This window comes from Bradyrhizobium sp. sBnM-33, from assembly GCF_032917945.1.
In the GTDB taxonomy this organism is placed as follows: domain Bacteria; phylum Pseudomonadota; class Alphaproteobacteria; order Rhizobiales; family Xanthobacteraceae; genus Bradyrhizobium.
In genome coordinates, this window is record NZ_CP136624.1 from 6448358 (window position 1) to 6472114 (window position 23757).

Annotated in this window: 19 protein-coding genes and 1 pseudogene; 5 read left to right on the top strand and 15 right to left on the bottom strand. The window is 62.7% G+C overall.

Features of this window, described 5'->3' with window-relative positions:
* Positions 1 to 647: 647 nt before the first annotated feature.
* On the bottom strand, positions 648 to 2969 hold the full coding sequence (locus tag RX328_RS30495; RefSeq protein ID WP_213256337.1) for a molybdopterin guanine dinucleotide-containing S/N-oxide reductase: 2322 nt from the start codon (positions 2967 to 2969) through the stop codon (positions 648 to 650).
* A gap of 288 nt (positions 2970 to 3257) precedes the next feature.
* Positions 3258 to 3857, bottom strand: a complete 600-nt coding sequence (locus RX328_RS30500; RefSeq protein WP_213256373.1) for a TetR/AcrR family transcriptional regulator — start codon at positions 3855 to 3857, stop codon at positions 3258 to 3260.
* A gap of 203 nt (positions 3858 to 4060) precedes the next feature.
* On the opposite strand from RX328_RS30500, the gene RX328_RS30505 reads away from it, so the two are divergent.
* Together RX328_RS30505 and RX328_RS30510 are read left to right on the top strand one after the other, a co-directional pair.
* Complete coding sequence (locus RX328_RS30505) at positions 4061 to 5287, top strand: efflux RND transporter periplasmic adaptor subunit (protein WP_213256339.1); 1227 nt, start codon at positions 4061 to 4063, stop codon at positions 5285 to 5287.
* 41 nt (positions 5288 to 5328) lie between these two features.
* Positions 5329 to 8517: an efflux RND transporter permease subunit gene (locus RX328_RS30510; RefSeq protein ID WP_213256346.1), complete on the top strand. Its 3189-nt coding sequence runs from the start codon at positions 5329 to 5331 to the stop codon at positions 8515 to 8517.
* Positions 8518 to 8891: 374 nt separating this feature from the next.
* Here the strand turns inward: RX328_RS30510 and RX328_RS30515 are convergent, their stop codons facing one another.
* From RX328_RS30515 to RX328_RS30560, 10 genes and pseudogenes are all read right to left on the bottom strand, one after another.
* A complete protein-coding gene (locus RX328_RS30515; protein ID WP_213256348.1) occupies positions 8892 to 9188 on the bottom strand; it encodes an MTH938/NDUFAF3 family protein in 297 nt (98 codons plus the stop codon).
* A gap of 220 nt (positions 9189 to 9408) precedes the next feature.
* Entirely contained in the window at positions 9409 to 9612 is a 204-nt protein-coding gene (locus tag RX328_RS30520; protein ID WP_312018135.1) for an amidase family protein, read from the bottom strand.
* A 3-nt stretch (positions 9613 to 9615) separates the two neighbouring features.
* Positions 9616 to 10587: an FtsH protease activity modulator HflK gene (gene hflK, locus RX328_RS30525; protein ID WP_213256350.1), complete on the bottom strand. Its 972-nt coding sequence runs from the start codon at positions 10585 to 10587 to the stop codon at positions 9616 to 9618.
* A complete protein-coding gene (hflC, locus tag RX328_RS30530) occupies positions 10584 to 11543 on the bottom strand; it encodes a protease modulator HflC (protein WP_249727203.1) in 960 nt (319 codons plus the stop codon). The genes hflK (RX328_RS30525) and hflC (RX328_RS30530) overlap by 4 nt, the downstream gene beginning before the upstream one ends.
* Positions 11544 to 11613: 70 nt before the next feature.
* Positions 11614 to 12756 (bottom strand): FtsH protease activity modulator HflK, encoded by a 1143-nt coding sequence (gene hflK / locus RX328_RS30535; protein ID WP_312018137.1) that lies wholly within the window; start codon positions 12754 to 12756, stop codon positions 11614 to 11616.
* Positions 12736 to 13347: pseudogene (locus RX328_RS30540) on the bottom strand (cation transporter); the annotation flags it as partial. The gene hflK (RX328_RS30535) and the pseudogene RX328_RS30540, both read right to left, overlap by 21 nt.
* Positions 13348 to 13390: 43 nt before the next feature.
* Entirely contained in the window at positions 13391 to 14425 is a 1035-nt protein-coding gene (locus RX328_RS30545) for an acetamidase/formamidase family protein (protein WP_213256355.1), read from the bottom strand.
* A 35-nt stretch (positions 14426 to 14460) separates the two neighbouring features.
* Positions 14461 to 15372, bottom strand: a complete 912-nt coding sequence (hflC, locus tag RX328_RS30550) for a protease modulator HflC (protein ID WP_213256358.1) — start codon at positions 15370 to 15372, stop codon at positions 14461 to 14463.
* Positions 15373 to 15665: 293 nt separating this feature from the next.
* The gene (locus tag RX328_RS30555; protein WP_213256377.1) at positions 15666 to 17204 is read right to left on the bottom strand and encodes an amidase; all 1539 of its coding nucleotides are present in this window, start codon (positions 17202 to 17204) and stop codon (positions 15666 to 15668) included.
* 777 nt (positions 17205 to 17981) lie between these two features.
* Positions 17982 to 18710: an S-adenosyl-l-methionine hydroxide adenosyltransferase family protein gene (locus RX328_RS30560; RefSeq protein ID WP_213256359.1), complete on the bottom strand. Its 729-nt coding sequence runs from the start codon at positions 18708 to 18710 to the stop codon at positions 17982 to 17984.
* A 153-nt stretch (positions 18711 to 18863) separates the two neighbouring features.
* On the opposite strand from RX328_RS30560, the gene RX328_RS30565 reads away from it, so the two are divergent.
* A complete protein-coding gene (locus RX328_RS30565) occupies positions 18864 to 19070 on the top strand; it encodes a DUF2905 domain-containing protein (protein ID WP_249727198.1) in 207 nt (68 codons plus the stop codon).
* Here RX328_RS30565 and RX328_RS30570 read toward each other — a convergent pair.
* Both RX328_RS30570 and RX328_RS30575 read right to left on the bottom strand, forming a co-directional pair.
* A complete protein-coding gene (locus RX328_RS30570) occupies positions 19067 to 19393 on the bottom strand; it encodes a hypothetical protein (RefSeq protein WP_213256361.1) in 327 nt (108 codons plus the stop codon). The two genes, RX328_RS30565 and RX328_RS30570, sit on opposite strands and share 4 nt — an antisense overlap.
* 53 nt (positions 19394 to 19446) lie before the next feature.
* Positions 19447 to 19677, bottom strand: coding sequence for a hypothetical protein (locus tag RX328_RS30575; protein ID WP_213256363.1), 231 nt, complete (start codon positions 19675 to 19677; stop codon positions 19447 to 19449).
* On the opposite strand from RX328_RS30575, the gene RX328_RS30580 reads away from it, so the two are divergent.
* A complete protein-coding gene (locus tag RX328_RS30580; protein WP_213256365.1) occupies positions 19676 to 20161 on the top strand; it encodes an adenosine-specific kinase in 486 nt (161 codons plus the stop codon). The two genes, RX328_RS30575 and RX328_RS30580, sit on opposite strands and share 2 nt — an antisense overlap.
* Before the next feature lie 155 nt (positions 20162 to 20316).
* Here the strand turns inward: RX328_RS30580 and RX328_RS30585 are convergent, their stop codons facing one another.
* On the bottom strand, positions 20317 to 22086 hold the full coding sequence (locus RX328_RS30585) for a Rieske (2Fe-2S) protein (protein WP_249727199.1): 1770 nt from the start codon (positions 22084 to 22086) through the stop codon (positions 20317 to 20319).
* A 338-nt stretch (positions 22087 to 22424) separates the two neighbouring features.
* Here RX328_RS30585 and RX328_RS30590 point away from each other — a divergent pair, with 338 nt between their 5' ends.
* A complete protein-coding gene (locus RX328_RS30590) occupies positions 22425 to 23702 on the top strand; it encodes a S41 family peptidase (protein WP_213256367.1) in 1278 nt (425 codons plus the stop codon).
* Positions 23703 to 23757: the final 55 nt, after the last annotated feature.

The window sequence follows — 23757 nt, forward strand, 5'->3', positions numbered from 1 at the left end:
AGAGAACAGTGGGCCCGGCAAGGATGATCGTGGAGAGCTTGACACCCAGACCCGGAATTAGAGAACACTATCCCCTGAACACCGGACATGGCTGTATCAGTTATGAATGCCGCTTTGACGGCGACATGCGGATCATCGGGACGCCGGTCAATTGGCTGGAGACCCGTCCCGAACACAGTGAACATCTTCTAAGATATTGATTTTCTTGCTGTGACGCGCGTTTCCGCCACGTTTTGTTCACGGTCGTTTCACCCAATTCGTTGCGATTTCGTTGCGGCTGTTCTCAACGAGAACGGTACTCGCCGGAGCATTGGGAATTTTTCGGATGCCCGATGCGCTTGGCGACTCGGAGCAGTGGTCCGCCGCCCAAGCGGTATTTGTTGGTTCGGCTCCCTCGCGAGGACGGCATGCTGCGGCTCTCTTGCGGCGAGGTGGTTAAGTGTTCTGTGAACCATCGGGGGCTGGAGTTGCTGGTCCGCTACATCGCGAAACCCACTATCGCCGAGCCACTGTTTTCTTACCGGAGGGTAGCATAGCTCGCGACGTAGCTGTTTCATAACGTGCCCAAAGCCGCGCGGAGAGGCGCTGAACCGAGCTAGATTTGTTAGAGGATGCGCGTCGCAAGTCAGGAGCTGACGCCACGTCCGCTACATCGGATCGAAAGCGCGGATCGGCGGAAGATTGCCATTGAACCGCTCCACCTCGACAGTCGTGAGCTGGCCGGTGCAGCCTTGCGCGAAGGATGAGGTACCGATGTCGCGTGTGAGCACATTCGGATTGCCGTGAACGCAGAGCGGTGTCTCTTCCTCCGGATCCATCGGGTCGTACCACGCGCCGGTCGGTAGCTGGACGACACCGGGAGCGATGCCGTCGGTGATATCCACCGCGGCAAGACAGGCTCCGCGTTCGTTGAACAGGCGGATGATGTCGCCATCCATGATCCCGCGAACGTCCGCGTCGCGCGGATTCATGCGCGCGACCTCGCGGCCGCGATGTTTGGCCCCGGTCGAATGTCCGCCAAAGTCGAGCTGGCTATGCAAACGCGTCACCGGCTGATTGGCGACAAGGAAGCACGGCGAGCCCGGCTTGGGCACGTCGGTCTTCTCGAGCCAAACCGGATGGCCCGGGCAGTCCGCATCGCCATGGCCCGCGATCTTCTTCGAGAAAATCTCGATCCGTCCGCTTGGTGTCGGAAGGGGATGAGCGATCGGATCTTCGCGGAAGCGGCGGAGCTTACCGCCGTCGTCGAGGTGTTGCGGCACGATCAGGCTGCCGCGCTCCCAGAATTCCTCGAAGCTCGGGGCCGGGAGGCCGCGCGCGGCGAGCGAGGCACGGGTCGGTTCGTAGAGATGCGCCAGCCACTGCCGTGCCGTGCGGCCTTCGGTGAAGGCGTCACGGGCGCCGAGACGTTCGGCAATATCGGTGAAGATCTCATAGTCGTCGCGCGCAAGGCCAAACGGCTCCGCGATCCGGTGCATGGCGACCATCAGGGGATCGTTGGTGGAATAGCCGATGTCCTCGCGCTCGAGCGTCATCGTGCAGGGCAGGACGATATCGGCGTGGCGGGCCGTGGCGGTCCAGGCGAGCTCATGCACAACCAGCGTGTCGAGCCGGGCGAAGGCTTTGCGGAGGCGGTTGAGATCCTGGTGGTGATGGAAGGGATTGCCGCCTGCCCAGTAGACGAGACGGATGTCCGGATAGACGCGTGTCTCGCCGTTGTAGCGATAGGTGGTGCCGGGATTGAGCAGCATATCGGCGATGCGCGCCACTGGAATGAAGTCCGTGACACCATTGCGGCCTTGCCCTAGCGTCGGCCCCGGCACATCGTTCACGCGGCGGCCGTAATAGCCGATCGCACCGAGCGAATAAGCATAGCCGCCTCCAGGCAAGCCGATCTGGCCGAGAGCTGCCGCCAGCACCATGCCCATCCACACCGGCTGCTCGCCATGCTCCGAGCGCTGCAGCGAATGGGAGACGGTGATCAGCGCGCGCCGCCCGGCAAGTCGACGGGCAAGTTTCCTGATCGTGTTCGTGTCGATACCGCAAATCGTGGTGGCCCATTCGGCACTCTTAGGTTGCCCATCCGTCTCGCCGGTCAGATAGCGCAGGAAGATCGGCCAGCCCTGGGTATAGCGATCGAGGAAGGCCTGATCGTGCAGGCCTTCGCTGACCAGCGTGTGGACGATCCCGAGCATCAGGGCCGTGTCGGTGCCGGGCACGGCCGTCATCCATTCGGCACCGGCCTCCGCGGGCAGATCGTCGCGCAGCGGACTGACCAGGATGAACTCGCAGCCACGCCGGCGCGCCGCGGCCATGGCGCCGCGCTCGACATGCTTGCTGATCGAGCCGCCGGCCACCATGGAGTTCTTCAGCGCCATGCCGCCGAATGCCAGCACGATTTCGCTTTCGGCCGCGATCTGCTCCCAGGTGACGTTGCGCTTGGTGATGTCTTCGTAACCCGCCAGGATCTGCGGCAGCAGCACGGAGGACGCGCCCGAGGAATAGGTGTTTACCGAACGCACATAGCCGCCCATCGCGATGTTGAGGAAGCGGTGAACCTGGCTCTGCGCGTGATGAAAGCGGCCCGCGCTCGACCAGCCATAGGAACCGCCGAAGACCGCACCAGGGCCGCTTGTGTCGCGGATGCGCGATAGCTCGCCAGCCAGGATGTCGAGCGCCTTGTCCCAGCTAACGGAGACGAATTCGTCGCGGCCGCGGCGATCATCGGGGCCGGCGCCACGCTCAAGCCAGCCGCGGCGTATCGCCGGCTGCGCGATGCGCGCCTGATGGTGCAACGCGCCGGGGAAGTTGCCGATGATGCCGTTCGGATCAGGATCCCCCGCATACGGCCTGACTTCGAGTCCAGCCTCGCTGTGACGCGCCGAGAACACGCCCCAGTGCGAGGTGTGCGGCTTGAAGCCGTCCGACAGATCGAGGCCGGGATCGGGGTAGCCAATCATCTCGTTCATCACGTCTTCCTTATCGCAGAGCGGCGGTCGGGCCGAGCCCGGTCGCAACTATCCAACAGTATACTGATCTGCTTTCCAATGTCGTCGGTTCAGCACTGCTGGAAACGCAGGGGTACCCGAGTGGGCAGTCACGTACACAATCTGGTTGAGGTGCCACGCCACAAGAAAGCGCGATCTCGTGGTGGTTTCAGCCGTTGTGTTAGCCAGCGCGGGCTATGCCGTCTCTTCCTTAGGTAGTCGATTTCGCGTCGTCCGTCGCGGAGTTCGGCTCGGCAAGAAGATGACTTCTCACGTTGTCGACTGTTCTTCGAAAACTTTGACGGATACGTTCGCCACTTGTCGCAGTACTTCGCGATCGGCGCCTGATGACGCCATCACGCCCATGCCGGCGGACACCGCCGAAAGATAGCGCGCCAGCGCGGCAGCGTCGGCGGTTTGCTTCAGATCGCCCTCCTTCTTCGCCCTGACGAAGCGTTCGCGGAGTTGATCCTCGGTCAGTGCACGGCGCGCTGCGAGCTCGAAGGGAACGTTCTCCGAACCGGTACCGCACGCAAGGCCGCCTTGCACGAGCAGGCAACCGGGCGGATTGTCGGGATCGGTTTGGCTGTCTGCGGTACCCATGAGCATCCGCTCCGCGACGTCGCGGGCGGTCGGCGCGCTCAAAACCCCCTCCATCCAGGCGGCACGTTTGGCCGTGTACCGGTCGAGGGCCGCCTTCAGGAGACCTTCCTTATTTCCAAATGCCGCATAGAGGCTCGGCGGGTTAATGCCCATCGCCTCGGTAAGCTGGGCAATGGTCGCGCCCTCATAGCCATGTCTCCAGAAGACTTCCATCGCCTGATCCAATGCAGCATCGGCGTCGAATTCTCTCGGGCGTCCCATGGCCATTCGCGTTACTCCCTTGATGTCGACGCCGTTTTTCCGCTCGGCGTTCAATCCTCTAACCTTCTGATCTATCGTGGTTCTTTTATTTGATTTCCAGTCTTGCGGGTTGCGACATAAGATTTTCGTAGTGTGCAGTACATAAGTATCTTGCGAACCATCGTCCAGCTCCATATCTGTAGTGAACACTACATTTATGGAGCGCGCAAATGCCCCCATCCGCCAATACCTCCCGTTCCGGCCAATTCCGACGCGTTGTCGGCGGCGTTGCCATCATCGGCGTCCTCGCGGCGGCCGGTTCGATCGCGAGCGGCCGCTATTTTCATGCGGCCCAGGCGACCACAGGGACCGCACCCGAGCAGGCCGTCTCCGTCACGATCGCGGTGATCGAGCCGCGTCGGACCGCGCTGTGGGATGACTTCTCTGGACGTCTCGAAGCCGTCAACCGCGTCGAGCTCCGCCCACGCGTCGCTGGCGCGATCCTGTCGGCCAACTTTGCCGAGGGCGCGTTGGTGAAAGCTGGCGATGTCCTGTTCAAGATTGATCCCGCGCCCTACGCCGCCGAAGTGGATAAGGCGAGCGCGCAGCTCGAGGCAGCAAAAGCGCGTGCGATCTTCACTGCGAGCGAAGTCGAGCGCGGCGCGCAACTCGTCGGCAACGCCGTCGTCACGCGGCGCGATTTCGATCAGCGCGAGAACGCCAATCGCGAAGCCATCGCCAATGTGAAGGCGGCCGAGGCGACGCTGCAGACTGCAAAGCTCAATCTAGACTACACCGAGGTCCGTGCACCCGTCGATGGCCGCGTCGGCAAGATCGAGGTGACGGTCGGAAACCTCGTGGCCGCAGGGACTGCCTCCCCGGTCCTGACCTCTCTGGTCTCTGTCAACCCGATCTATGCAAGTTTCAATGCGGACGAAGAGATCGTGCTGCGGGCGCTGAATTCCATTGCAGATAGTTCCGGCAAGCGCGGCAATCTTGATCAAATACCCGTCGAGATGACCACCTCTGGCGGCACATCGGCCAAAGGCCATATCCAGTTGATCGACAACCAGGTCAATGGCCAGAGCGGCACGATACGCGTCCGCGCGGTATTCCAGAACGAAGATGGACGCCTCATCCCCGGCCAGTTCGCGCGGGTGCGGATGGGCCAGCCTCAGCAACAGACGCTGGTGATGATCGACGAGCGAGCCATCGGTACCGATCAGGATAAGAAGTCCGTTATGGTGGTCAGCGACGACAACCGCGCGGTCTATCGCGGAATATCGCTCGGCGGCGCCGTCGACGGGCTCCGCATCGTGACGGGTGGCCTAAAATCCGGTGACCGCATCGTCGTGAACGGCCTCCAGCGGGTACGCCCGGGCGCGCTCCTGAAGACCGAAATTGCGGAGATGGGCTCGCGCGGACCGCAGCAAGCATCGAACGCCGGCAGCCGGTAAATCGTGCAGCGCTAACGACCGTCAGCGCTTGGGGCATAGCAATGAATCTCTCAAAGTTCTTCATCGATCGGCCGATTTTTGCCGGTGTGCTTTCGATCGTGATCTTCCTGGCCGGCCTGATCTCGCTCTTTGCCATGCCGATCTCGGAGTATCCGGACGTCGTGCCGCCCTCCGTGGTGGTGCGCGCGACCTACCCCGGCGCCAATCCGAAGGTGATCGCGGAGACAGTGGCAACGCCGATCGAGGAGCAGATCAACGGCGTCGAGAACATGCTCTACATGAGCAGCCAGGCAACCACCGACGGGGCGATGACGCTGACAGTGACGTTCCGCCTCGGCACCGATCCTGACAAGGCGACACAGCTTGTGCAGAACCGCGTGCAACAGGCCGAGCCGCGCCTGCCGGCGGTAGTTCGCCAGCTCGGCATTATCACCAAGAAGAGCTCGCCCGACCTCACCATGGTCGTGCACCTGCTGTCGCCAAACAACCGCTACGATATGACGTATCTCCGCAACTACGCGGTGCTGAACGTCAAGGACCGCCTTGCGCGGATCGACGGCGTCGGTGATGTCCAGCTCTACGGTGCCGGCGACTACTCGATGCGCGTCTGGGTCGACCCGCAGAAGGCCGCCGAGCACGGCCTGACTGCAAGCGACATCGTGAGGGCGATCCAGGCGCAGAACGTCGAGGCCGCCGCCGGCGTGGTCGGCTCCTCGCCGAGCGTCAAGGGCATCGACCTTCAGATGTCGGTCAACGCCGAAGGTCGGCTCGCGAGTGAAGAACAGTTCGGCGACATCGTGGTCAAGACCGGTTCGCGTGGCGAGGTGGTGCGGCTGCGCGACGTCGCGCGCATCGAATTAGGTGCGTCCGAATACGGCCTGCGCTCGCTGCTCGACAACAAACAGGCGGTGGCGATCCCGATCTTCCAGGCGCCAGGCTCCAACGCGCTCCAGATCTCCGACCAAGTCCGCTCCACCATGGCCGAGATCAAGAAGAACATGCCCGAGGGCGTATCCTACCAGATCGTCTACGACCCCACACAGTTCGTGCGCTCGTCGATCGAGGCGGTGATCCACACGCTGCTGGAAGCGATCGCGCTGGTGGTACTGGTGGTCATCCTGTTCCTCCAAACCTGGCGGGCTTCCATCATTCCGCTCCTGGCCGTGCCGGTGTCGATCATCGGCACATTCGCCGTGATGCACGTGTTCGGCTTCTCCATCAATGCGCTCAGCCTGTTCGGCCTGGTGCTCGCGATCGGCATCGTCGTCGACGACGCTATCGTCGTGGTCGAGAACGTCGAGCGCAACATCGAGGCCGGGCTGTCGCCGCGAGACGCCACCTACCAGGCAATGCGGGAGGTCTCCGGCCCCATCATCGCGATCGCACTGGTCTTGATTGCCGTATTCGTTCCCCTCGCCTTCATCTCCGGCCTCACCGGACAATTCTACAAGCAGTTCGCGCTGACGATCGCGATTTCGACCGTGATCTCCGCGATCAACTCCCTGACGCTGTCGCCGGCATTGTCGGCGTTGCTGCTCAAGGGCCACAATGAGCCCAAGGACAGGCTTACCCTCATTCTGGAGAAAGGGCTCGGCTGGTTCTTCCGCGGCTTCAACCGCGCCTTCGCGCGCGCCTCGGAGAATTATAGCGGCAGCGTGTCCAAAGTGATCTCTCGCAAGGCGGCGGTGATGGGCGCCTATGTGCTCCTGATTGGCCTGACCGCCCTACTCTTCCAGCAGGTGCCGAGCGGCTTCGTCCCGGGTCAGGACAAGCAGTACCTCGTCGGCTTCGCACGCCTGCCCGACGGCGCCGCGCTCGACCGCACCGAAGAGGTCATCCGCAAGATGAGCGACATTGCGCTGACGCAGCCCGGCGTCGAGAGCTCGGTAGCGTTTCCCGGCCTTTCGATCTCCGGTTTCACCAACTCCTCCAACGCCGGCATCGTGTTCTCTACCTTGAAGCCGTTCGACGAGCGCAAGGATCCCGCGTTGAGTGGCCCCGCGATCGCGGCCGAGCTGAACAAGAAATATGCCGGGATCCAGGAAGCCTTCATCGCCATGTTCCCGCCGCCACCGGTCAACGGGCTCGGCACCATCGGCGGCTTCAAACTCCAGATCGAGGACCGCGCCGGCCTCGGCTATGACGCGCTGAACGAGGCGACCAAGGCGTTCATGGCCGCGATGCAGAAGGCACCGGAAATCGCCGGCGTCTTCTCGAGCTTCCAGGTCAACGTGCCACAGTTGTTCGCCGACATTGACCGCACCAAGGCCTTGCAGCTCGGCGTGCCCGTGACAGAAGTCTTCAACACGCTGCAGATCTATCTGGGCTCGTACTACGTCAACGACTTCAACAAGTTTGGGCGCACCTATTCGGTCCGTGTGCAGGCCGACGCGCCGTTCCGCGCGCGGGCCGACGACATCAGGCAATTGAAGGTGCGCTCTGCGTCCGGCGACATGATCCCGCTCTCGGCGCTCTTGAAGATTCGCCAGAGCGCCGGGCCTGAACGCGCGATCCGTTACAACGGTTTCTTGTCCTCCGACATCAACGCCGCGGCAGCGCCCGGGTATTCCTCCGGCCAGGCCCAGGAAGCGGCCACGCGCATCGCCTCCGAAGTACTACCGCCTGGCTTCGCCTTTGAATGGACCGACCTGACTTATCAGGAGTTCATCGCCGGCAACTCCGGCATCTGGGTTTTTCCACTCGCGATCCTCCTCGTGTTCCTGGTGCTGGCTGCGCTCTATGAGAGCCTGATCCTGCCCCTGTCGATCATCATGATCGTGCCAATGGGGTTGCTTGCCGCGATGTTCGGCGTCTGGATGTCGAAGGGCGACAATAACGTCTTCACCCAGATCGGATTGATCGTGCTGGTGGGATTGTCTGCCAAGAACGCGATCCTTATCGTCGAATTCGCGCGCGAACTGGAGTTCGCAGGTCGTTCGCCGATACGGGCAGCGATCGAGGCAAGCCGCCTGCGGCTGCGTCCGATCCTGATGACCTCGATGGCATTCATCATGGGCGTCTTGCCCCTGGTGCTCTCGACCGGTGCCGGTTCGGAAATGCGCCGAGCTATGGGCGTCGCCGTCTTCTCTGGCATGATCGGCGTCACGGTGTTTGGCCTGTTCCTGACACCCGTCTTCTATGTTCTGTTGCGCACCGTCACGGGACTGAAGCCACTGACCAACCATTCCGCCAATGCGGCGACCGGTCACGCGCCAGAGCCCAGTCGCTAATGCGGCACGCTGGTCGAACGAGGGACAGTGGTTGGCCGGCAGCCATACGGATTCCGCATGCGTTCCTTACAACGGATCGAAAGTCCTACAAGTCCGGGCTTGACCGACCCGAACCCATTGGTTGGTATCGCCACGCCAAAGCCGAGTTACGCGACATGATCGAACTCACCCCCGCGCGAAATCGCCCGACAACGCCACGGCCAGTCGGGAATCCAATAGCTGAAGCACCCGATCTCGAGAATCGCGCGAGGCAGAGACGTATCACACAACAGCCCTTCGGCCCGCCATACCTCTAACCGCTGCTGACCGCAAGCGCGCCGCATCGAGTCAGCGGATTTCGACCAATCTTGGGCTCGGGTCTCGGCGGGCCCGATTCAGCAGGTAACGTGAAAAAGGCCAATCATCTTCTTCGCGCGCGAGTTGTTGAACGTACGGATCGCCTCAGGGGTCGGCTGCAACAGGACCGTGCAACCCCTTTTCGCAAGATACGCCTCAGCCTCCAGGGATAGATGCACATTGCCCATCTCGCCCGAGCCAAGAATCAGCTGCTCGCATCCGTCCTCAAAGACGAACTTCGCTTCGTCCTTCGAGAGGACATGCGAAGTGCCGTAGTACTTCTTCGACAGCTTCTTCTTCCGCTTTGCAACTTCGCCGGACTGACGAATAATCACGTCGTGGAGTCTTTCCGTCAATCGTGATGGTGCCGAATGTAGTGCGTTCGATCTCCATGGCCTGACCTCCTCATGATCCCGGCACGAGGCGCCAACTCCGCGCCGGCAGATGAGCCTGCCATCGATGTCAGGGCAGCCTGCTCGCTCGCCGGCCTGCGGGCCTCCTGTTTCCGACCTTGGATACCAGCGGTGCCGTTAGCCGGCGATTCGCTGCTGCTATCTACCCGAAGATCTGGAACGCGTCAGCCGCACGCAACACCGTGCCATCCTCCCAGTGGCGTCCGATCAGCATCATCCCGACAGGGAGCCCTGCCGACATGCCTGCCGGAACTGAGGCGCCAGGATGGCCAGTGACGTCGAACGGGCAAGTGTTGGAAATCGTTTCGAGTGCCCCGGTGGGGATCAGGTGCTGTTCGCTGGACACAATCTACCGCCCTCTCACTCGCAGGTTGACCGGAGCCTGTCCATCTTCCGTGTCCAGGATGTAGGCTTTCACTCTGGGCAGAGTCTTCTCCATGGCTTCAAGATAGAGACGGCTGCGCGTGAGCTCGGGGGCCTTCGCATACTCTCGCTGTAAGGCTTTGAGGCGGGTGGTCGTGCCTATGGCCTGCGCGATGCGCTGCTCACGCCGGCTCTGCGCTGCCTGGACCAATGTGTGCGCCTCCCCGCGAGCCTTAGGCAGAAGGTTGGCCGCATAAACCCGCGCCTCGTTGCGTGAACGCTCGCGATCGGCCATGGCGTCCGCCACGTCTTGAAAAGCCTGTGCCACCGCCGCGTCAAGCGTCACGGCCATGATGCTGGAAGCCGTGATCTGAACGCCGCTTCGGTAGCGATCAAGGAGCTCCTGAGTCCGCATCTTCACCTTATCCTGGATGGCAAGCCGGCCTGTGGTCAAGACTTCATCAACTGACATGCCGGCCAAAACCTGGGTGAGCACACTTTCGGCAAGTCCGCCGATCAGCGCTCTTGTGTCCTCGACATGCAGCAGGAAGTCGGCAGGATCGCGTATCACGTATTGTAGCACGAGCGCGATGCTTAGGATGTTCGTGTCACCAGTCAGCAGCTCCATCCCAATCACGGTCTCCTGCTCCCCCTCGGGCAAAGCGAAGCCCACGCCGACTTTCGAGACACTTGTGGTCTTAAGTACATCGACCCGGTCGACGGGCCAGGGGAAACGCCAGTGCATGCCGGGGCCCAGGCGGGCATGGGGCGCGCCGAGGCGGCGCGCCAAGGCTTGCTCGTCCGTTGCGACGAGATGGAAGCCCGTGGCGAAGTAGGCCGCGATCGCCAGGAGCAAGAAGACGACACCGCCCCGGAGCGCGTGAGCGCGCCAGCGCGGATGTCTGGGGGCGCTTCCCGCGCGGTCCTGCGGCACCACATCTTCGTGGTTGGCTGTCATGGCGATTCCCCGCGTGACGGTGGCTGCTGACCCTTGACACCAGTGCCCACGTTCTCGCCATTCCTGGGAGGAGCCTTGGGCGGCGGGTTAAGATCCCGCGCGACCGATCCGCTAGATTGCAGCATCTGCAGAAGTTCGGACTCGGCCGGCAGGAACAGGGTCGTCTTGTCGTCGAGGATACGATCATAGGCCTCGAGCGTGCGGACGAGCTTGAAGAAGGGTAGATCGGCGCCAAACTCGCGCGCGTAGACACGCATCGCCTCAGCCTCCCCCTCGCCGTCGAGTCGCCTTGCATGTTCGTTGGCCTCGGCGAGGATGCGTGCCTTCTGCCGATCAGCTTCGGCGATGATCCGCCTCGACTCGGCCTTCCCGTCGGAGCGCAATTGCATGGTGATGCGGGCCCGCTCCGCTTTCATCCGCTCGAAGACGCTCTGCCGGTTCTGCTGAGGCAGGGCGAGTTCACGCACACCGAGATCGATCACCTCGATACCGTAGGCGGGCGCAACAAGAGCCTGAACGCCGGCACGTACCTCCGCGACTATCGCCCCGAACTGGTCGTCCGAAGCATGCGGCGCGATGAGGGAGGCGAACCTATGGCGGCCGAGCACTGCACCGACTTCACCGACGATAGCCTCCGTAAGTCGCTGCTCGGCATCGCCGCGCGTGGCAAGCGTCGCGAGGAAGCGCGTCGGTTCGGCGATGCGCCAAGTAGCAAGCGTGGCAACGGACACGTTCTTCCTGTCCGCCGTGACGTACTCAACGGGCAGAGTGCTCAAGTATAGGAGGCGCTTGTCGAACCGCTGCACACGCTCGAAGGGCAGTTTGAAGCCTAGGCCCGGCTCTTCAACGATTTGCACGATCCGGCCGAAGCGCGTGACCATCCCGTGCTCAGTGATATCTAACGTGTAGAGGCTCGCGAGGGCCGACAGCACCAGCACCGCGATAGCGGCAGGCATCAACACGCGGAGCGCTGCCCTCCGTCTGCCGCCCACGCGACTCATCTGCCAACTCCAGGGTGAGCTGCCTTCATCGGTTGCCGCCCGCGCTAATCGGAGGCTCAAGGAGCCAAAGGTCGAAGTCCTTGATGGCACTCGCCTTCGGCCGGACAAGCTTGTGCACCTTCGGCAACACGTCCTCGATCGTCTCCAGCTGCAAGCGGAATGCGGCCAATTCGGGCGCTTGCCGAAACGCCTCGACCTGCAGGCTGAACGCTAGCGCCTCGCCGCGAGCACGGCGGACCTGTTCCTCCTGGACGGCGAGGGCACCCTCGACCGTCGCCGCGGCCTCCCCTTTGGCGTCGTTCACCTCCTCGGCGGCGAACCCCTTGGCGCGGTTGATGGTGCGCAGCTTGTCCTCCTGTGCACTAGCCACGTCCCGCTCGGCGTCGTGTGCCTCCTGGGGCGAATGCACGTAGACCAAGCGCACCGAGACGAGCGCGATGCCGGCGTTCAGACCGTCTAGGCGCGCCTGAACGAACTCATGCAGTCGCGCCTCGACCTCGGCTCTGGCGTTTGTTAGCAACGCATCGATTCGCTGAGTGGCAATAACGCTACGCAGCGCTGCTCGAGCAACGCTCCGGACGAGCGCCTCAGGCTCCGCCAGGTTTGTGACGTAGGCCACCGGATCCTTGACGCGGTACTGCACGGTTGACCGAAGATCGACGAGGTTGGCATCACCGGTCAGGAGGAAGGACTCGCCCTCCAGCACCTCGCGCTGGAACCAGGAGCCCTTGGCTTTGATCGTCTCCGGCACTGGATTCGAGGGCCCGCCCACTGTGAGCCGCTCGCGGGCGAGTGTGCGCGTCGTCAAGCTCTCGTCCGCCTGACTGCGGAAACCGAGCTCCGCACTCCGCGTGCGTTCGGTTTCGATGAGACGGTGCGTCTCGATTGGCCAGGGCAGGCGGTAATGTAGGCCTGGGCCGAGGTCGGCCGCGACGATGCGAGCAAACCGGAGGCGTAGGCCGATCTCCCCGGACTGGATCGTAAAGAAGCCGCTTGCGAGCCAGAGGAGAACCAGGCTTGCCAATGCCGCGCTCTTCACCCGGGTGTCAGTAACAAACACGCGGGTCGCGGCCGCAAACCTGTCGCGCAGCCGGACCCATGCCGGCGGCGCGTGCGTGTGCGGCACGTGCGTGTGGAGCGAGATTTCCCCGGTCCGGAGCTCACGCACCGCCTGTCGCAGGATTTGAGCGGATGACCACAGGAACAATCCCGCCATGATGGCGGCCACGATCAGGTCGGGCCACTTGGTCGCGGTTGCCCAAACGCCGAGCGCAGCGAGCATCACGGCGACGTTGCCGATCGCATCGTTACGCGAGCAAAGCCACACGGACCGCACGTTGGCGTCGCCATCCTTGTAGCGCACGAGGATGACGACGCTAGCCACGTTGGTAGCGAGAGCCAGGAAGCCGATGACGCCCATGATCTCGGCGCGGGGCACACCGAGCACAAGCACGTGATAAGCGGTCGTCCCAAACACCCACAAGCCCATCATCGTGAGGCTGACGCCTTTTACAAAGGCCGCACGCGCCCGGACCCGAACGGATGCACCGATGACCGCGAGGCTGATACCGTAGGTCGCCGCGTCGCCCAGAAAGTCGAGAGCATCGGCCTGCAGCGCTTGCGAGCCGGCGAGTGCGCCGGCTCCCATTTCCACCAGGAACATCGCGGCGTTGATCGCAATGACGATCCAAAGCCGCCGCTTGTAATCAGCCGACAAGCCTTCGAAGGTGGCGCCTTCTCCGCAACAGGCTACGCCCATGTTCAGAGCCCTACTCTTCCTGAAGTCTCCATTCAGTGCAACCTCACCGCGGCAGGTAGCGCTTGTCGAGTTGACAAGCCACGGAGTAATTTGGATCGACAACGTTGGCGATCTCGAGCTGCGCTGCTTGGCCCAGAAGCTGAACCGCCTCGATCTTGTCGTAGCCGTGATCCTGCACCAGCCAATTGACGAGATCGACGCAGGCGATCCGCAGCGCATCGATCAACGGCCGCGTGCTGCCGATCGACATGATCATTCTGTCGTTCTCGAGCCGGGGCCAGTTGATCTTTTTTCCCTTGATGAGATTCACCGTGAAGGTGACGTCAAACGACGTCTCGACAGCGGCGCCGTCCACCTCGCCGTCACCCTGTGCGGCGTGCCCGTCGCCCAGCATGAAGAGCGCACCCGGCTCGAAAACCGGGAAGGACATCGTCACACCCTCAACGACCTCATTGAAGTCCATGTTCGCGCCATGAGGGCCGGGTATCAGCGAGCTGATGCATTCCTTGCCAGGAGGTGCGGTGCCGATTGTCCCGAAGAATGGCCGCAACGGGACCTCGACTTTGCCGATCTTGCTGTTGGGTAGGTCGAGCACACCGACCATTCTCGATCTGTCGAACCGCCAGATAAAGAGCCGGTCCGGCACCGGATCGGTTACCATCGCGGTCTTGTATTCGGGCGCCAATGCTCCGAAGTAGGGGATCGAAGCTCCCCAGCCCCAGTCTCTGTTGAGGCCGATCCTGTCGATACGCACGACGAGTGTATCGCCGGGCTCGGCGCCCTCGATGAAGAATGGCCCGGTCTGTGGGTTGACTCTAGTAAGGTCGAGTCTCGGAAACACCGTCTTGTCGCTCGGCTGGAAGACGTCGTTCGCCGCGTCCTTGGTCCTTGTAATCACCGTGTCGCCTGGCTTGATGCGGATCGCCGGCGGATGCGCATGGCAATAGGTGAAGTAAACAGTGTCTCCCGGGTCATAGCGGACTTCCGCGGCCGAGGCAGGTGCGACCCCAATAACTATGAGTGCCGAAGATAGAGCCACGATTGCCGCTCGCGCCGACTGCTCGTTCATTCGAATCATAGGAATTCCTCCTGTGTTGGCAGCGTAGATTGTTGCTATGGAGGCGGCGTAAGACTTCCGCTGGTCATCTCATGGGTGTTTCCTTTCGCACTGTCGGGCAAGCTTGCCGGCGGCTTGGCGCGCTCATAGAAGCCGCTGTCGTACAGCAGGCCGAAGAGATCGGAGCTCGCCGGCAACACCATCGTCGTGCCCTCCTTGACGAATTTGCGCGATGCGTCGAGCGTCCGCCGTAGCGCGTAGAACTGCGGTGCCTCGCGGAGCGAGTCGGCGTAGATGCGGGCGGCCTCCGCTTCGCCAGCGCCGCGGTGCCGCTGGGCGACCTTGAAGGCCTCGGCCAGAATGCTCGTCTTCTCGCCCTGAGCCGCGGAACGGATCTTGAGGCCTTCCTCCTCGCCCTCAGAGCGGTAGCGCATGCTGATCGCGGCGCGCTCGGAGCGCATGCGAGCGTAGACCGTGAGCCGGTTGCGCTTAGGGAAGTCAAAGCGCAACAGCTGCACGTCAAGGACTTCGATGCCGTAGTCGCGAAGCGCAACATTCCGGCACTTCGCGGCGACCTCGGCGAGCAGGGCCTCTGCTCGATAGCCTTCGGCCGAGACAAAGGCAGCGAGCGGACTTTGGCCGATGGCGGCGCCAAGCTCCGCAGAGAGGATGTCGCCCAAGCGCGATTCCGCACCCGCCTTGTTGAGAACCGTCTCAAAGAAACGTTTCGGCTCGGCTATGCGCCACATGACGGCGCCCGCCGCCGTCACGGCAGTCTTCTCAAGCGTCAGGAATTCACTCAATGGGGGCTGGTAAACAAAAAGCCGGCCGTCGAACTTGGTCACGCTTTCGTAAGGCAGCTTCACGCCGAGACCCGGCGTGGTGACTACCTGCACCGGCCTGCCGAACGACGTGACGACAGCCCGCTCCCCATCGCCAACGGCGAAAAGACATAACGTAGTCGCCACGACAGCGCCAAGCACTCCCGCGGCGCCCAGAATAGCTTGCCTAGGCTTCGAGCTTGAGCTGGCCATTGCTCATTTGCCTAACGAGCTGGGCTTTTCTCATTCTGTAGGGCGTGCTTGGGGTGGTCAAGGCATTTGTCTCTCCGGTGAGCTGTTTCGTCTACGCTTCCGTACGCAGTCCCGCCGTTGGCGCGGGTCGGGGCCGTCGGCTCCGGCGAGCACCTCGAGAAGCTGGGCGGCATCTTCCGCACCTTGGACGCCGGCGGTGCCGTTAGCCGGCAATTTGTTGCTTCCGTCTACCCGATGATCTGGAACGCGTCAGCCGCACGCAACACCGTGCCGTCCTCCCAGTGACGTCCGATCAGCATCATGCCAACGGGAAGCCCTGCCGACATGCCTGCCGGAACCGAGGCGGCGGGATGGCCAGTGACGTCGAACGGGCAAGTGTTGGAAATCATCTCGAGTGCCCGCGCAACGTACTCCTCGCGGCTCGCGTCCGGGGCCGGGATTAGCGTGGCCTTCAAAGGTAAGGTCGGCATGAGCAGGAGATCGACGCCTTTGAGTGCCTCATCGTAGGCGGCGCGCAGCACACGCGCGAGGTTTTGGGCCTTCGCGTAGTAGCGGCCCTGATAATTGTCCTGCATGTACTGGCCGAGCAGGACTACCAGCTTGACGGTCTCCGAAAGGTCGTTGGCACGCGCTCGCCGGCTCCGGCCGTAGAAGTCCAGGAGCGAAGTCGTGTAGTGTCCTTTCCAGTTGGTTCCCATGCTGTTGCCCGCGACCATCAGCGCTGTGGCGCCCTCTACGGCGATAGCGTTCCAGATATGGATGCCGTCGCGGTGGAGAGGGATCGATACCTCGTTCACAGTTGCTCCCGCTCGCGTCAGGCGCTGTGCCGCCTCGCGCACCATGGCATCGACATCGGGCTCGGAATTGGGCCAGCCAAATCCTTCCTTGACGATCCCGATCTTTAGGCCGCGGGTGTCTCCTGTGAGCTGCTTTGTATACGCTTCCGTACGCAGTCCCGCGGGTTGGCGTGGGTCGAGGCCATCGGCCCCGGCGAGCACCTCGAGAAGCCGGGCAGCATCGCCGGCGGTACGGGCAATGGGCCCGGTATGATCAAGTGTTAGTTCGATCGGGAAGACACCTGTGTACGGCACAAGGCCGTGGGTGGGCTTGTGGCCAACCGCTCCGCAGAAAGAGCTGGGAATTCGGATCGACCCTCCCTGGTCGCCCCCGATGGCCATGTCGCATTCGCCGGCGACGACGAGCGCCGCGCTGCCGCTGGAGGAGCCTCCGGCAGATCGCTTCGGATCGTGCGGATTGAGTACGGGCCCAGTGTCGGAGGTATGGCTACCGCCCGAGAAGCAAAGATGCTCGCATACGGCCTTGCCGACGATCTCCCCACCGGCATCGAGGATGCGGGTAACAATGGTCGCGTCCACGTCAGGGACGTAGCCCTCCAGCACATTGGAACCGTTCATCATCGGAATGCCGGCGACGCACACATTGTCCTTGATGGCGATTTTCTTGCCCGCAAGAGGACCCGACGTTGCGCCTTTGATCGAGCACTTCCAGTACCAGGCATTCAGCCGATTGTCCGAGGCGGCTGGACGGAATCCCGCGTCCCGCGGGTACTTCACCGCCAATGTGGGCTCCGCAAACTGGTCCAAGCGACGGTACGACGCCAGCACGCCGTCCATGAGGTTGCGGAACGACGTCAGATCGTCGCGGCTAAGAGCCAAGTTGTAGGATTTGGCGATGCGCTCCAATTCAGGCAGCGGTGGCTTGCGCAGAATCCGCGGCGCCGTCGCCGCTGAGGGTGGCGCTTGCATGCCGGCCTCGGCGGCCGCACGAACGGGCGTTGTCGCCCCGGCAACGACGGTTGCTGCTACGCCGGCCGCGCCAGCATGAAGCACGTGACGACGCGAATAGTTTGGCGACGCTCTCATGGCATATCCTCCCTCGACCAATGGGTTAAGTTCTCAATCCACCGCTCGCCCTAAGTGTCGGGGACCGTCTGGTGGTCGGTGGCCGCGACGGTCACCAAGCGGCGGCCGCCGACACCGCGGCCGGCGTGCCAAGCTGTAACATCACAATGAGCCTTGCATCCGGACAGGGCTGAGGCGCAGCAGCCGCATGAGGTTGGGACGTGAGGCCTGGCCGAGCGGATCGTGACGGCAATTAAGGCCTGTACTGGATGCCTCCGGCATCCTCGGGGAGACTGCGGAGCGACGCGCCGTCCAGCAGCAGATTATCGCGCAGCCACCGACGATTTCAAGAGCTTGCATCTTTCACGTCCGCGCTCGGCAGCCACGTCGCGGAGCACTTCCACCTTCGCGACACACGCACAGTCAAGCCACACGCGGGATGTCTTTCCGTGGCAAGCTTGAAAACTGCCGGAGACTTGCTTCAAAGTTCAGTCTTCGCGATTTCACTGCACCCGGTATTTGCTCATGTAGTGTTTGCGCAGGATTTTGCGGGCCTGCTCAGCAAGGCGCCTGTTAGCGCTAGCCTGCGGCTTGTCGTGGCGTTCCGGCGGCTTCGGCCGATGCTGATGAGGGCGCTGTTTGGTCGAATGTTGCCTTCGGGTCAAAGCGGCAGGCCTTTGTTCATGCGACAAACTCGACCGGACTGCCGATGGCAAGGCCGAGATCGCGGTCCGCCCGCCCCTGATTAACGGCAATTTCGGCAAGCCCGTTGGAGTTCTCATACCAGAAAGCCGCGCCTGGCGGCAGATCACTGAAGGTCCTCGCGCGGTCCAGAACCCGACCCACCGCGGTGAGCCTTGCGCCGGGCGGCAGCATAGCCGCCCTCAGCCCGGTCATCGCATTGCCGTAGTGATCGACGTAAACGATCTCGCAGAGGTCATCTGGCCAGTTTGCCCTGCGATCTGCGCCATCGTGACGTGGCCGGCCGGGGGGCGGATCACCGCGCGCCAGCATAGCTGCCACCGGGGCGAAGAGGTCGCGCCCGTGAAAGCTGGCCGAGAGATGCTTTGGCTTCCAGTCGATGTCCCAACTGCGCGTCTCTTGAGCTCTGCGCTGGATCAGCTCAAACAAGCCGTTGCCGGGACCGATATACCAGCGGCCGTCGGCCTCGAGAAAAATGGATGGCCGCGTCCCGCCGACGCCGGGATCGACAACGCAGAGAAAGACGGTTCGCACCGGAAACCATGTCGCATAGGCCGCCAACAGATACGCCGATGCCTTGGGATTGCCGACTGGCGCATCGGCGAAGAGGTCGATAATGGGTATGCCCGGCGCCATCTGGTGCAGCACCGCCTTCATCTGACCCGTATACGGGCCGTGTAACCCAAAATCCGTGAACAGCACAATCATGGTGTCAGCCTGCCCAAGTGCGTGTGTCCACTTCGCTCGAAAACGCTTATACTGACCATCCGAGCCGTGCGACGGACGCGGTCACAGCAGCACGCCAAGTCCCGCTTGCTCTCCCTCAATCGGCTCGCCCACTGTGATCGTAGGCTCGGCGCAATGTCGATCTCGCGTCTGCTCATCATCTTCGGCTTGTCGCTCGTTGCGCTTGGGCTGCTATGGCCAGTGATCAACAAGATCGGCTTGGGCCGGTTGCCCGGCGATATTGTCATCGAGCGCGATAACTTCCGCGTTTATATCCCGCTCGCAACATCACTGCTGGTCAGCGTGATTCTTTCCCTGATCCTTTGGCTCGCTAACCGTTAGCCGTCGGCGTCTCTTTGCTCAGGGTGGACCGCGGTCGGGAGCGTTCGCGGCCGGTCTTCCGGCAGCAGCATCGTCTGCGCCGTGAGCAGCCACGGCATCCACATAAATCGTGTAGCTTGCACCCAGAACGTGAAAGGGTTCGCGGCCTCGAACGAGGACCCGAGCGCTTCGAAGGATGGCGTTGCCCGCAGGTTGATTGATATCTGCTCCCAATCACCATTCGGCGATTGCCGGTGAATGATGTCGATGTCGAGGGCGGGCAAACGGGCGCTTGCTCTTGTGGCATCGATCTCGCTCTCTCGACTGAATGTCCGCTCTGGCATCGGCCCTCACCATCTCTGTGCACCGCTTCCATCCCGCTGGTGATTATCGCTCATCATTCCCGGTAATGAAAGCTCGCGGACTTGCTGCCGCGACCATGGCCGCTCCCGCGGGCCGCCGTGATGTTCCGCGCCATCAACACGGCCGGCGAAGTGGTCCAGGTGTTCGAGCCCCACGAGGAAGCCGAAGCGTGGGTGGCAGCGAAATCGGCCGCCTGTGGCGGCTTGCAATCACCTTCCGGCGGCCTACCATGGAATGCGTAGCTCACCTGCAGGAGCGCAGCCATGGAACTCACCGTGGTGCCCATCGTCAAGCCGGACGACGCCAACTTCATTTTCGGCCAGTCGCATTTCATCAAGACCGTGGAAGACCTCCACGAGGCGCTGGTGGGCGCGGTTCCGGGCATCCGCTTCGGGCTGGCCTTCTGCGAGGCCTCTGGCAAGCGGCTGGTGCGCTGGTCGGGTAATGACGAACCCGCGCTCGCCCTCGCACGCGACAACGCATTGGCCATCGGCGCCGGCCACACTTTCCTGATCTTTCTGGGCGACGGGTTCTTTCCCGTCAACGTGCTGGCTGCGGTGCGCGCGGTGCCGGAGGTCTGCCGCATCTATTGCGCGACGGCCAACCCGACACAGGTGATCGTCGCACAAACGGAGCTGGGCCGAGGCGTGCTCGGCGTGGTGGATGGCGCCTCGCCGCTGGGTGTCGAAACCGACGCCGACATTGCGTGGCGGAAAGACCTACTGCGCCAGATCGGCTACAAGCTGTAGTGGCTGGATGAAGCCGAAGCCGACAGGATGCACCACCACCTGCAGCTGACTGTCACCCATCGAACGCGACGAAGCGCGCGCCAGGATCGCGGCGAAGATCGCAGCGCGTCAGGTCTGCTTTCAGATCGCCCTTGGTGCGCCCTCAGTGCGTGACCTCAGGACGATCCAGCCTCTTGATGCAGCTCACCACCCCGCATTAAGCGGCGGGCGATGTCGGCTGTCTGCAGTGACGCGCGTTCGGTCGGTAAATGGGCCGCCAGATAGCGGGTAACCGCAACGAGGATGTGCCGGCCCTCGTCCGTGTCGCCCCACGCGCCGAATTGCCGGACTCCCGCCTCCAGCATCTGATACGCATGGAAGCCTGCATCTTCTCGCAGCACCGCATGCGCGAGCGTAGCGATCAGCGCCTGCGGCGAATGGCCGAGCGTGAGATGCCGTGCCACCAGGCGTGCGGCGAGATCGACCTGTCTCTGCCGGTCGAAGGCGTCGAGCAAGGCGGCGCCGATCGTCTCTGGATCCGCGGGCAGATCATCGAGCTGCTCGCCGCCGTCGCCCGGGATGCGCGCCGGCGGCACATTGAGATAGCGAGCAAGGTAGAGCGCCATCGCCCCGTGCAATACGCCGCGCACGGCCGTGACGTGAGCGTCGATGTTGGCAGTCCCGATGCGCGTCAGCATCTGGTGGACTGCGTTGGCGTAGGTGAAGACGTGATGTGCCGTCTCCCAGTCGGCGTGCTCGTTGGCATTGCCGAAGCGCGCCACCCTGAGCGCTGCCGCGTACGCGAGGGATTGGCCAAGGTCAGCAGCAGCCGCACCGGCGCGGATCGCCCCCTTGAGCGCGTCAACGATCCTGGCCGGATCGTCACCGAGCAGCTCTTGAGCCAGTGCGGCGTAGCCCGACCAGTTGCGCGAGCCGCGTCCGGCAGCAAACAGGTCCGCGAGTTCGCTGGTTGTTTCCTCACACAACGCAATAAGGTCGACGGGCTGGCGCCAGGCAGTTGATTCCTCGGCGCCACGAGCCGCTACCATCTGACCGACGACAGTCGGCAGCAGAGCCGCCGCGTGTTGCCAGCCGACCAGGTCGAGGCACTCGAATGCCTTGTTGATGAAGTCGAGCGAGTGCCCGGTGTCGGCGAAAGCCCGCTCGGTCTCGGCGGCGAACAGGGCATCAGCGAGTTCAGCCGGGGAGAGGCCGGCCGCAATCGCCGTGAGCAGGGTGCGCTCGGCCGCCTCGCGATGGCGCACGTTTGTCCAACGCCGCAGCCAGCGTTTCAGCGCGACCGGATCCGGTCGGCTTCCAAGCGGCGCGCGTTCCCGCCGCGGCGCCTTGCCGTCGCAGTCCGCCGCCACGCGGCGTGCGCCGTGGAACAGAGCGAGATAGGCTTCCTCCGCTGGCAGCACAGGCAGGAGATTGGCGAGTGCCGTCAGGATCGTAAGACCCACGCCCCAGCCGTCGCGATTTTGCGCCCCGAACAGTGCCACCTGCCGTACGATTTCGGCCTGCGGTACGCCGGCCGCGAGCTGACCATGCACGGCCTTGGCAATGACGAGGCCGAGGTCGTGGGCGAGGCCGTTCGCAAGCCGCTGATGCCAGTGCGCGGCGGGATAGGCATGAGTGAACGTGGTCTTCACCCAGATGTCACCATTACGCACCTCGACCGGGCAGATCGGCACGTCGTCCGCCCATAGATCGAAGGTGCAGCCGCTTTCGAGATCGAAGCGAGCGTGGTGCCAGTGACAGGTCAAGATGCCGTCCTCGACGCTGCCGCGCTCGAGCGGGAAGCCCATATGCGGGCACCGATTGTCGAGGGCGAAGATGCGCCCGCGGTCGTAGACGACGAGGATCGGACGGTGGCCACCGTGCCCCTTGATCTTCAGCTCCTCAAGGCTGCCCGCCAGCGCAAATTCCTTGCTAGGCATGTCCATGAGCATAACTCCCATTGTCGCTTTGGGGGCGCTGCAGGTACCCCACAACATAGGCATCCTCTCGCGCAAAGGCGAGAGAACACCATGTGGGGCCGCGCAAAGGGCGCGAACTGCCATGACGAGATGGCCCAAGGTATTTCAAAAATGCGCTACAAACGCCTCTTCCAATCCTTCTGGCGATCCCTTTATGCTATTTGATATCAGTTCGAACGATCGGATGGAGCCTCGAAACGGCAGGCTGTACATCTTGACCAGGCAAACACCATGAAGGTTAGAAGAGAGCTTGTTAATCATCACGTTCCAACCTGATGTGAAGCGACGAGCTCCAAGGTTGCACGATGAAGGAGGCAATCAACTCGGTACCGTCGCGCCGCCACTTCTTGCGGCTAACATCAATGGCTGCGGCATCAGCCCTGACTCCAGCGTGGGCCGAGCAGCTAGAACAAGCGGATTCGGCTACATCCCAGCCCGTGTCCGCACGCATCGCCGCGTTCGAGGAGGTATGGCGGACCGTCAGGGACCGATTCTACGATCCGCACCTACACGGGCTCGATTGGTCGGCTGTTCGGGAACGTTACCTGCCAAACGCCACACGCGCGAGTTCCGAAGAGGCGCTGGCCAGCGTCACTAATAGCATGCTCTCCGAGCTGCATGCTTCGCACACCCGCTACTACACACGGTACGAACCAGAATACTACCAGCTTTGCGATATCTTTGCCGGTGCGCTAAGGCGACGCGGACTGGAACGCGCTTTTCCGGGTGGCCGTATCTCCTATCCCGGCATTGGCATCCTCTCGCGTCTCGACATGCAGGGCCGCAGCGTGATTACCGGTGTTATAGAGCGCACGCCGGCCCAACAAGCCGGCCTGCTCGCTGGCGATGTGATCGTCTCCGCCGACGGTGCACCATTTCAGCCGGTACAGTCGTTCCGCGACAAAATTGGCAAGGAAGTAGTGTTGAGCCTGCGTCGTGGCGGCGCGTTTATGCAACTATCGGCTACCCCAGTCGATATTGAGCCCAACAAAATGTTCCTGGACGGCTTGAGGGCCAGCGCCCGCATAATACGGGCCAACGGCCGAAGCATCGGCTATGTTCATGTCTGGTGTTACGCTGGCTCGGTGTATCAGCGGACGCTCGAGCATCTTCTATCGCAAAGTCCGCTGAACGAAGCCGACGCGCTGATCTGGGACCTGCGCGATGGCTGGGGTGGCGCGATTCCCGAGTATCTTGATTTGTTCAACACGCGAGCGCCGACGATGCAAGTCACTGATCGCAATGGCGCCAGCGAACTCCGGAACGTGAAATGGCGCAAGGCTGTCGCCATGCTTGTCAACGGTGGCACCCGCAGTGGCAAGGAAATCCTTGCCTATGGCTTCAAAAAATACCGGCTTGGCGAGGTCATCGGTACCCGTACCGAGGGAGCTGTTCTCGCTGCCACGGCATTCCTCATTGGGGGCGGCTTGCTGTTGCTCGCTGTCGAGGACGTGCGTGTCGACGGCGAGCGGCTGGAAGGCGTTGGCGTCGCACCCACGATCGAAGTCCAAGCTGACCCGGACTCCATGGATCGTAGTGATCCTCAACTCAATCGTGCAATCGCGGTCCTATCCGGGGTCTGATCCTCGGGAGGCAGCCTGCTGGCTTTACACTGTTCCGGAGAACCGGACGCCACCG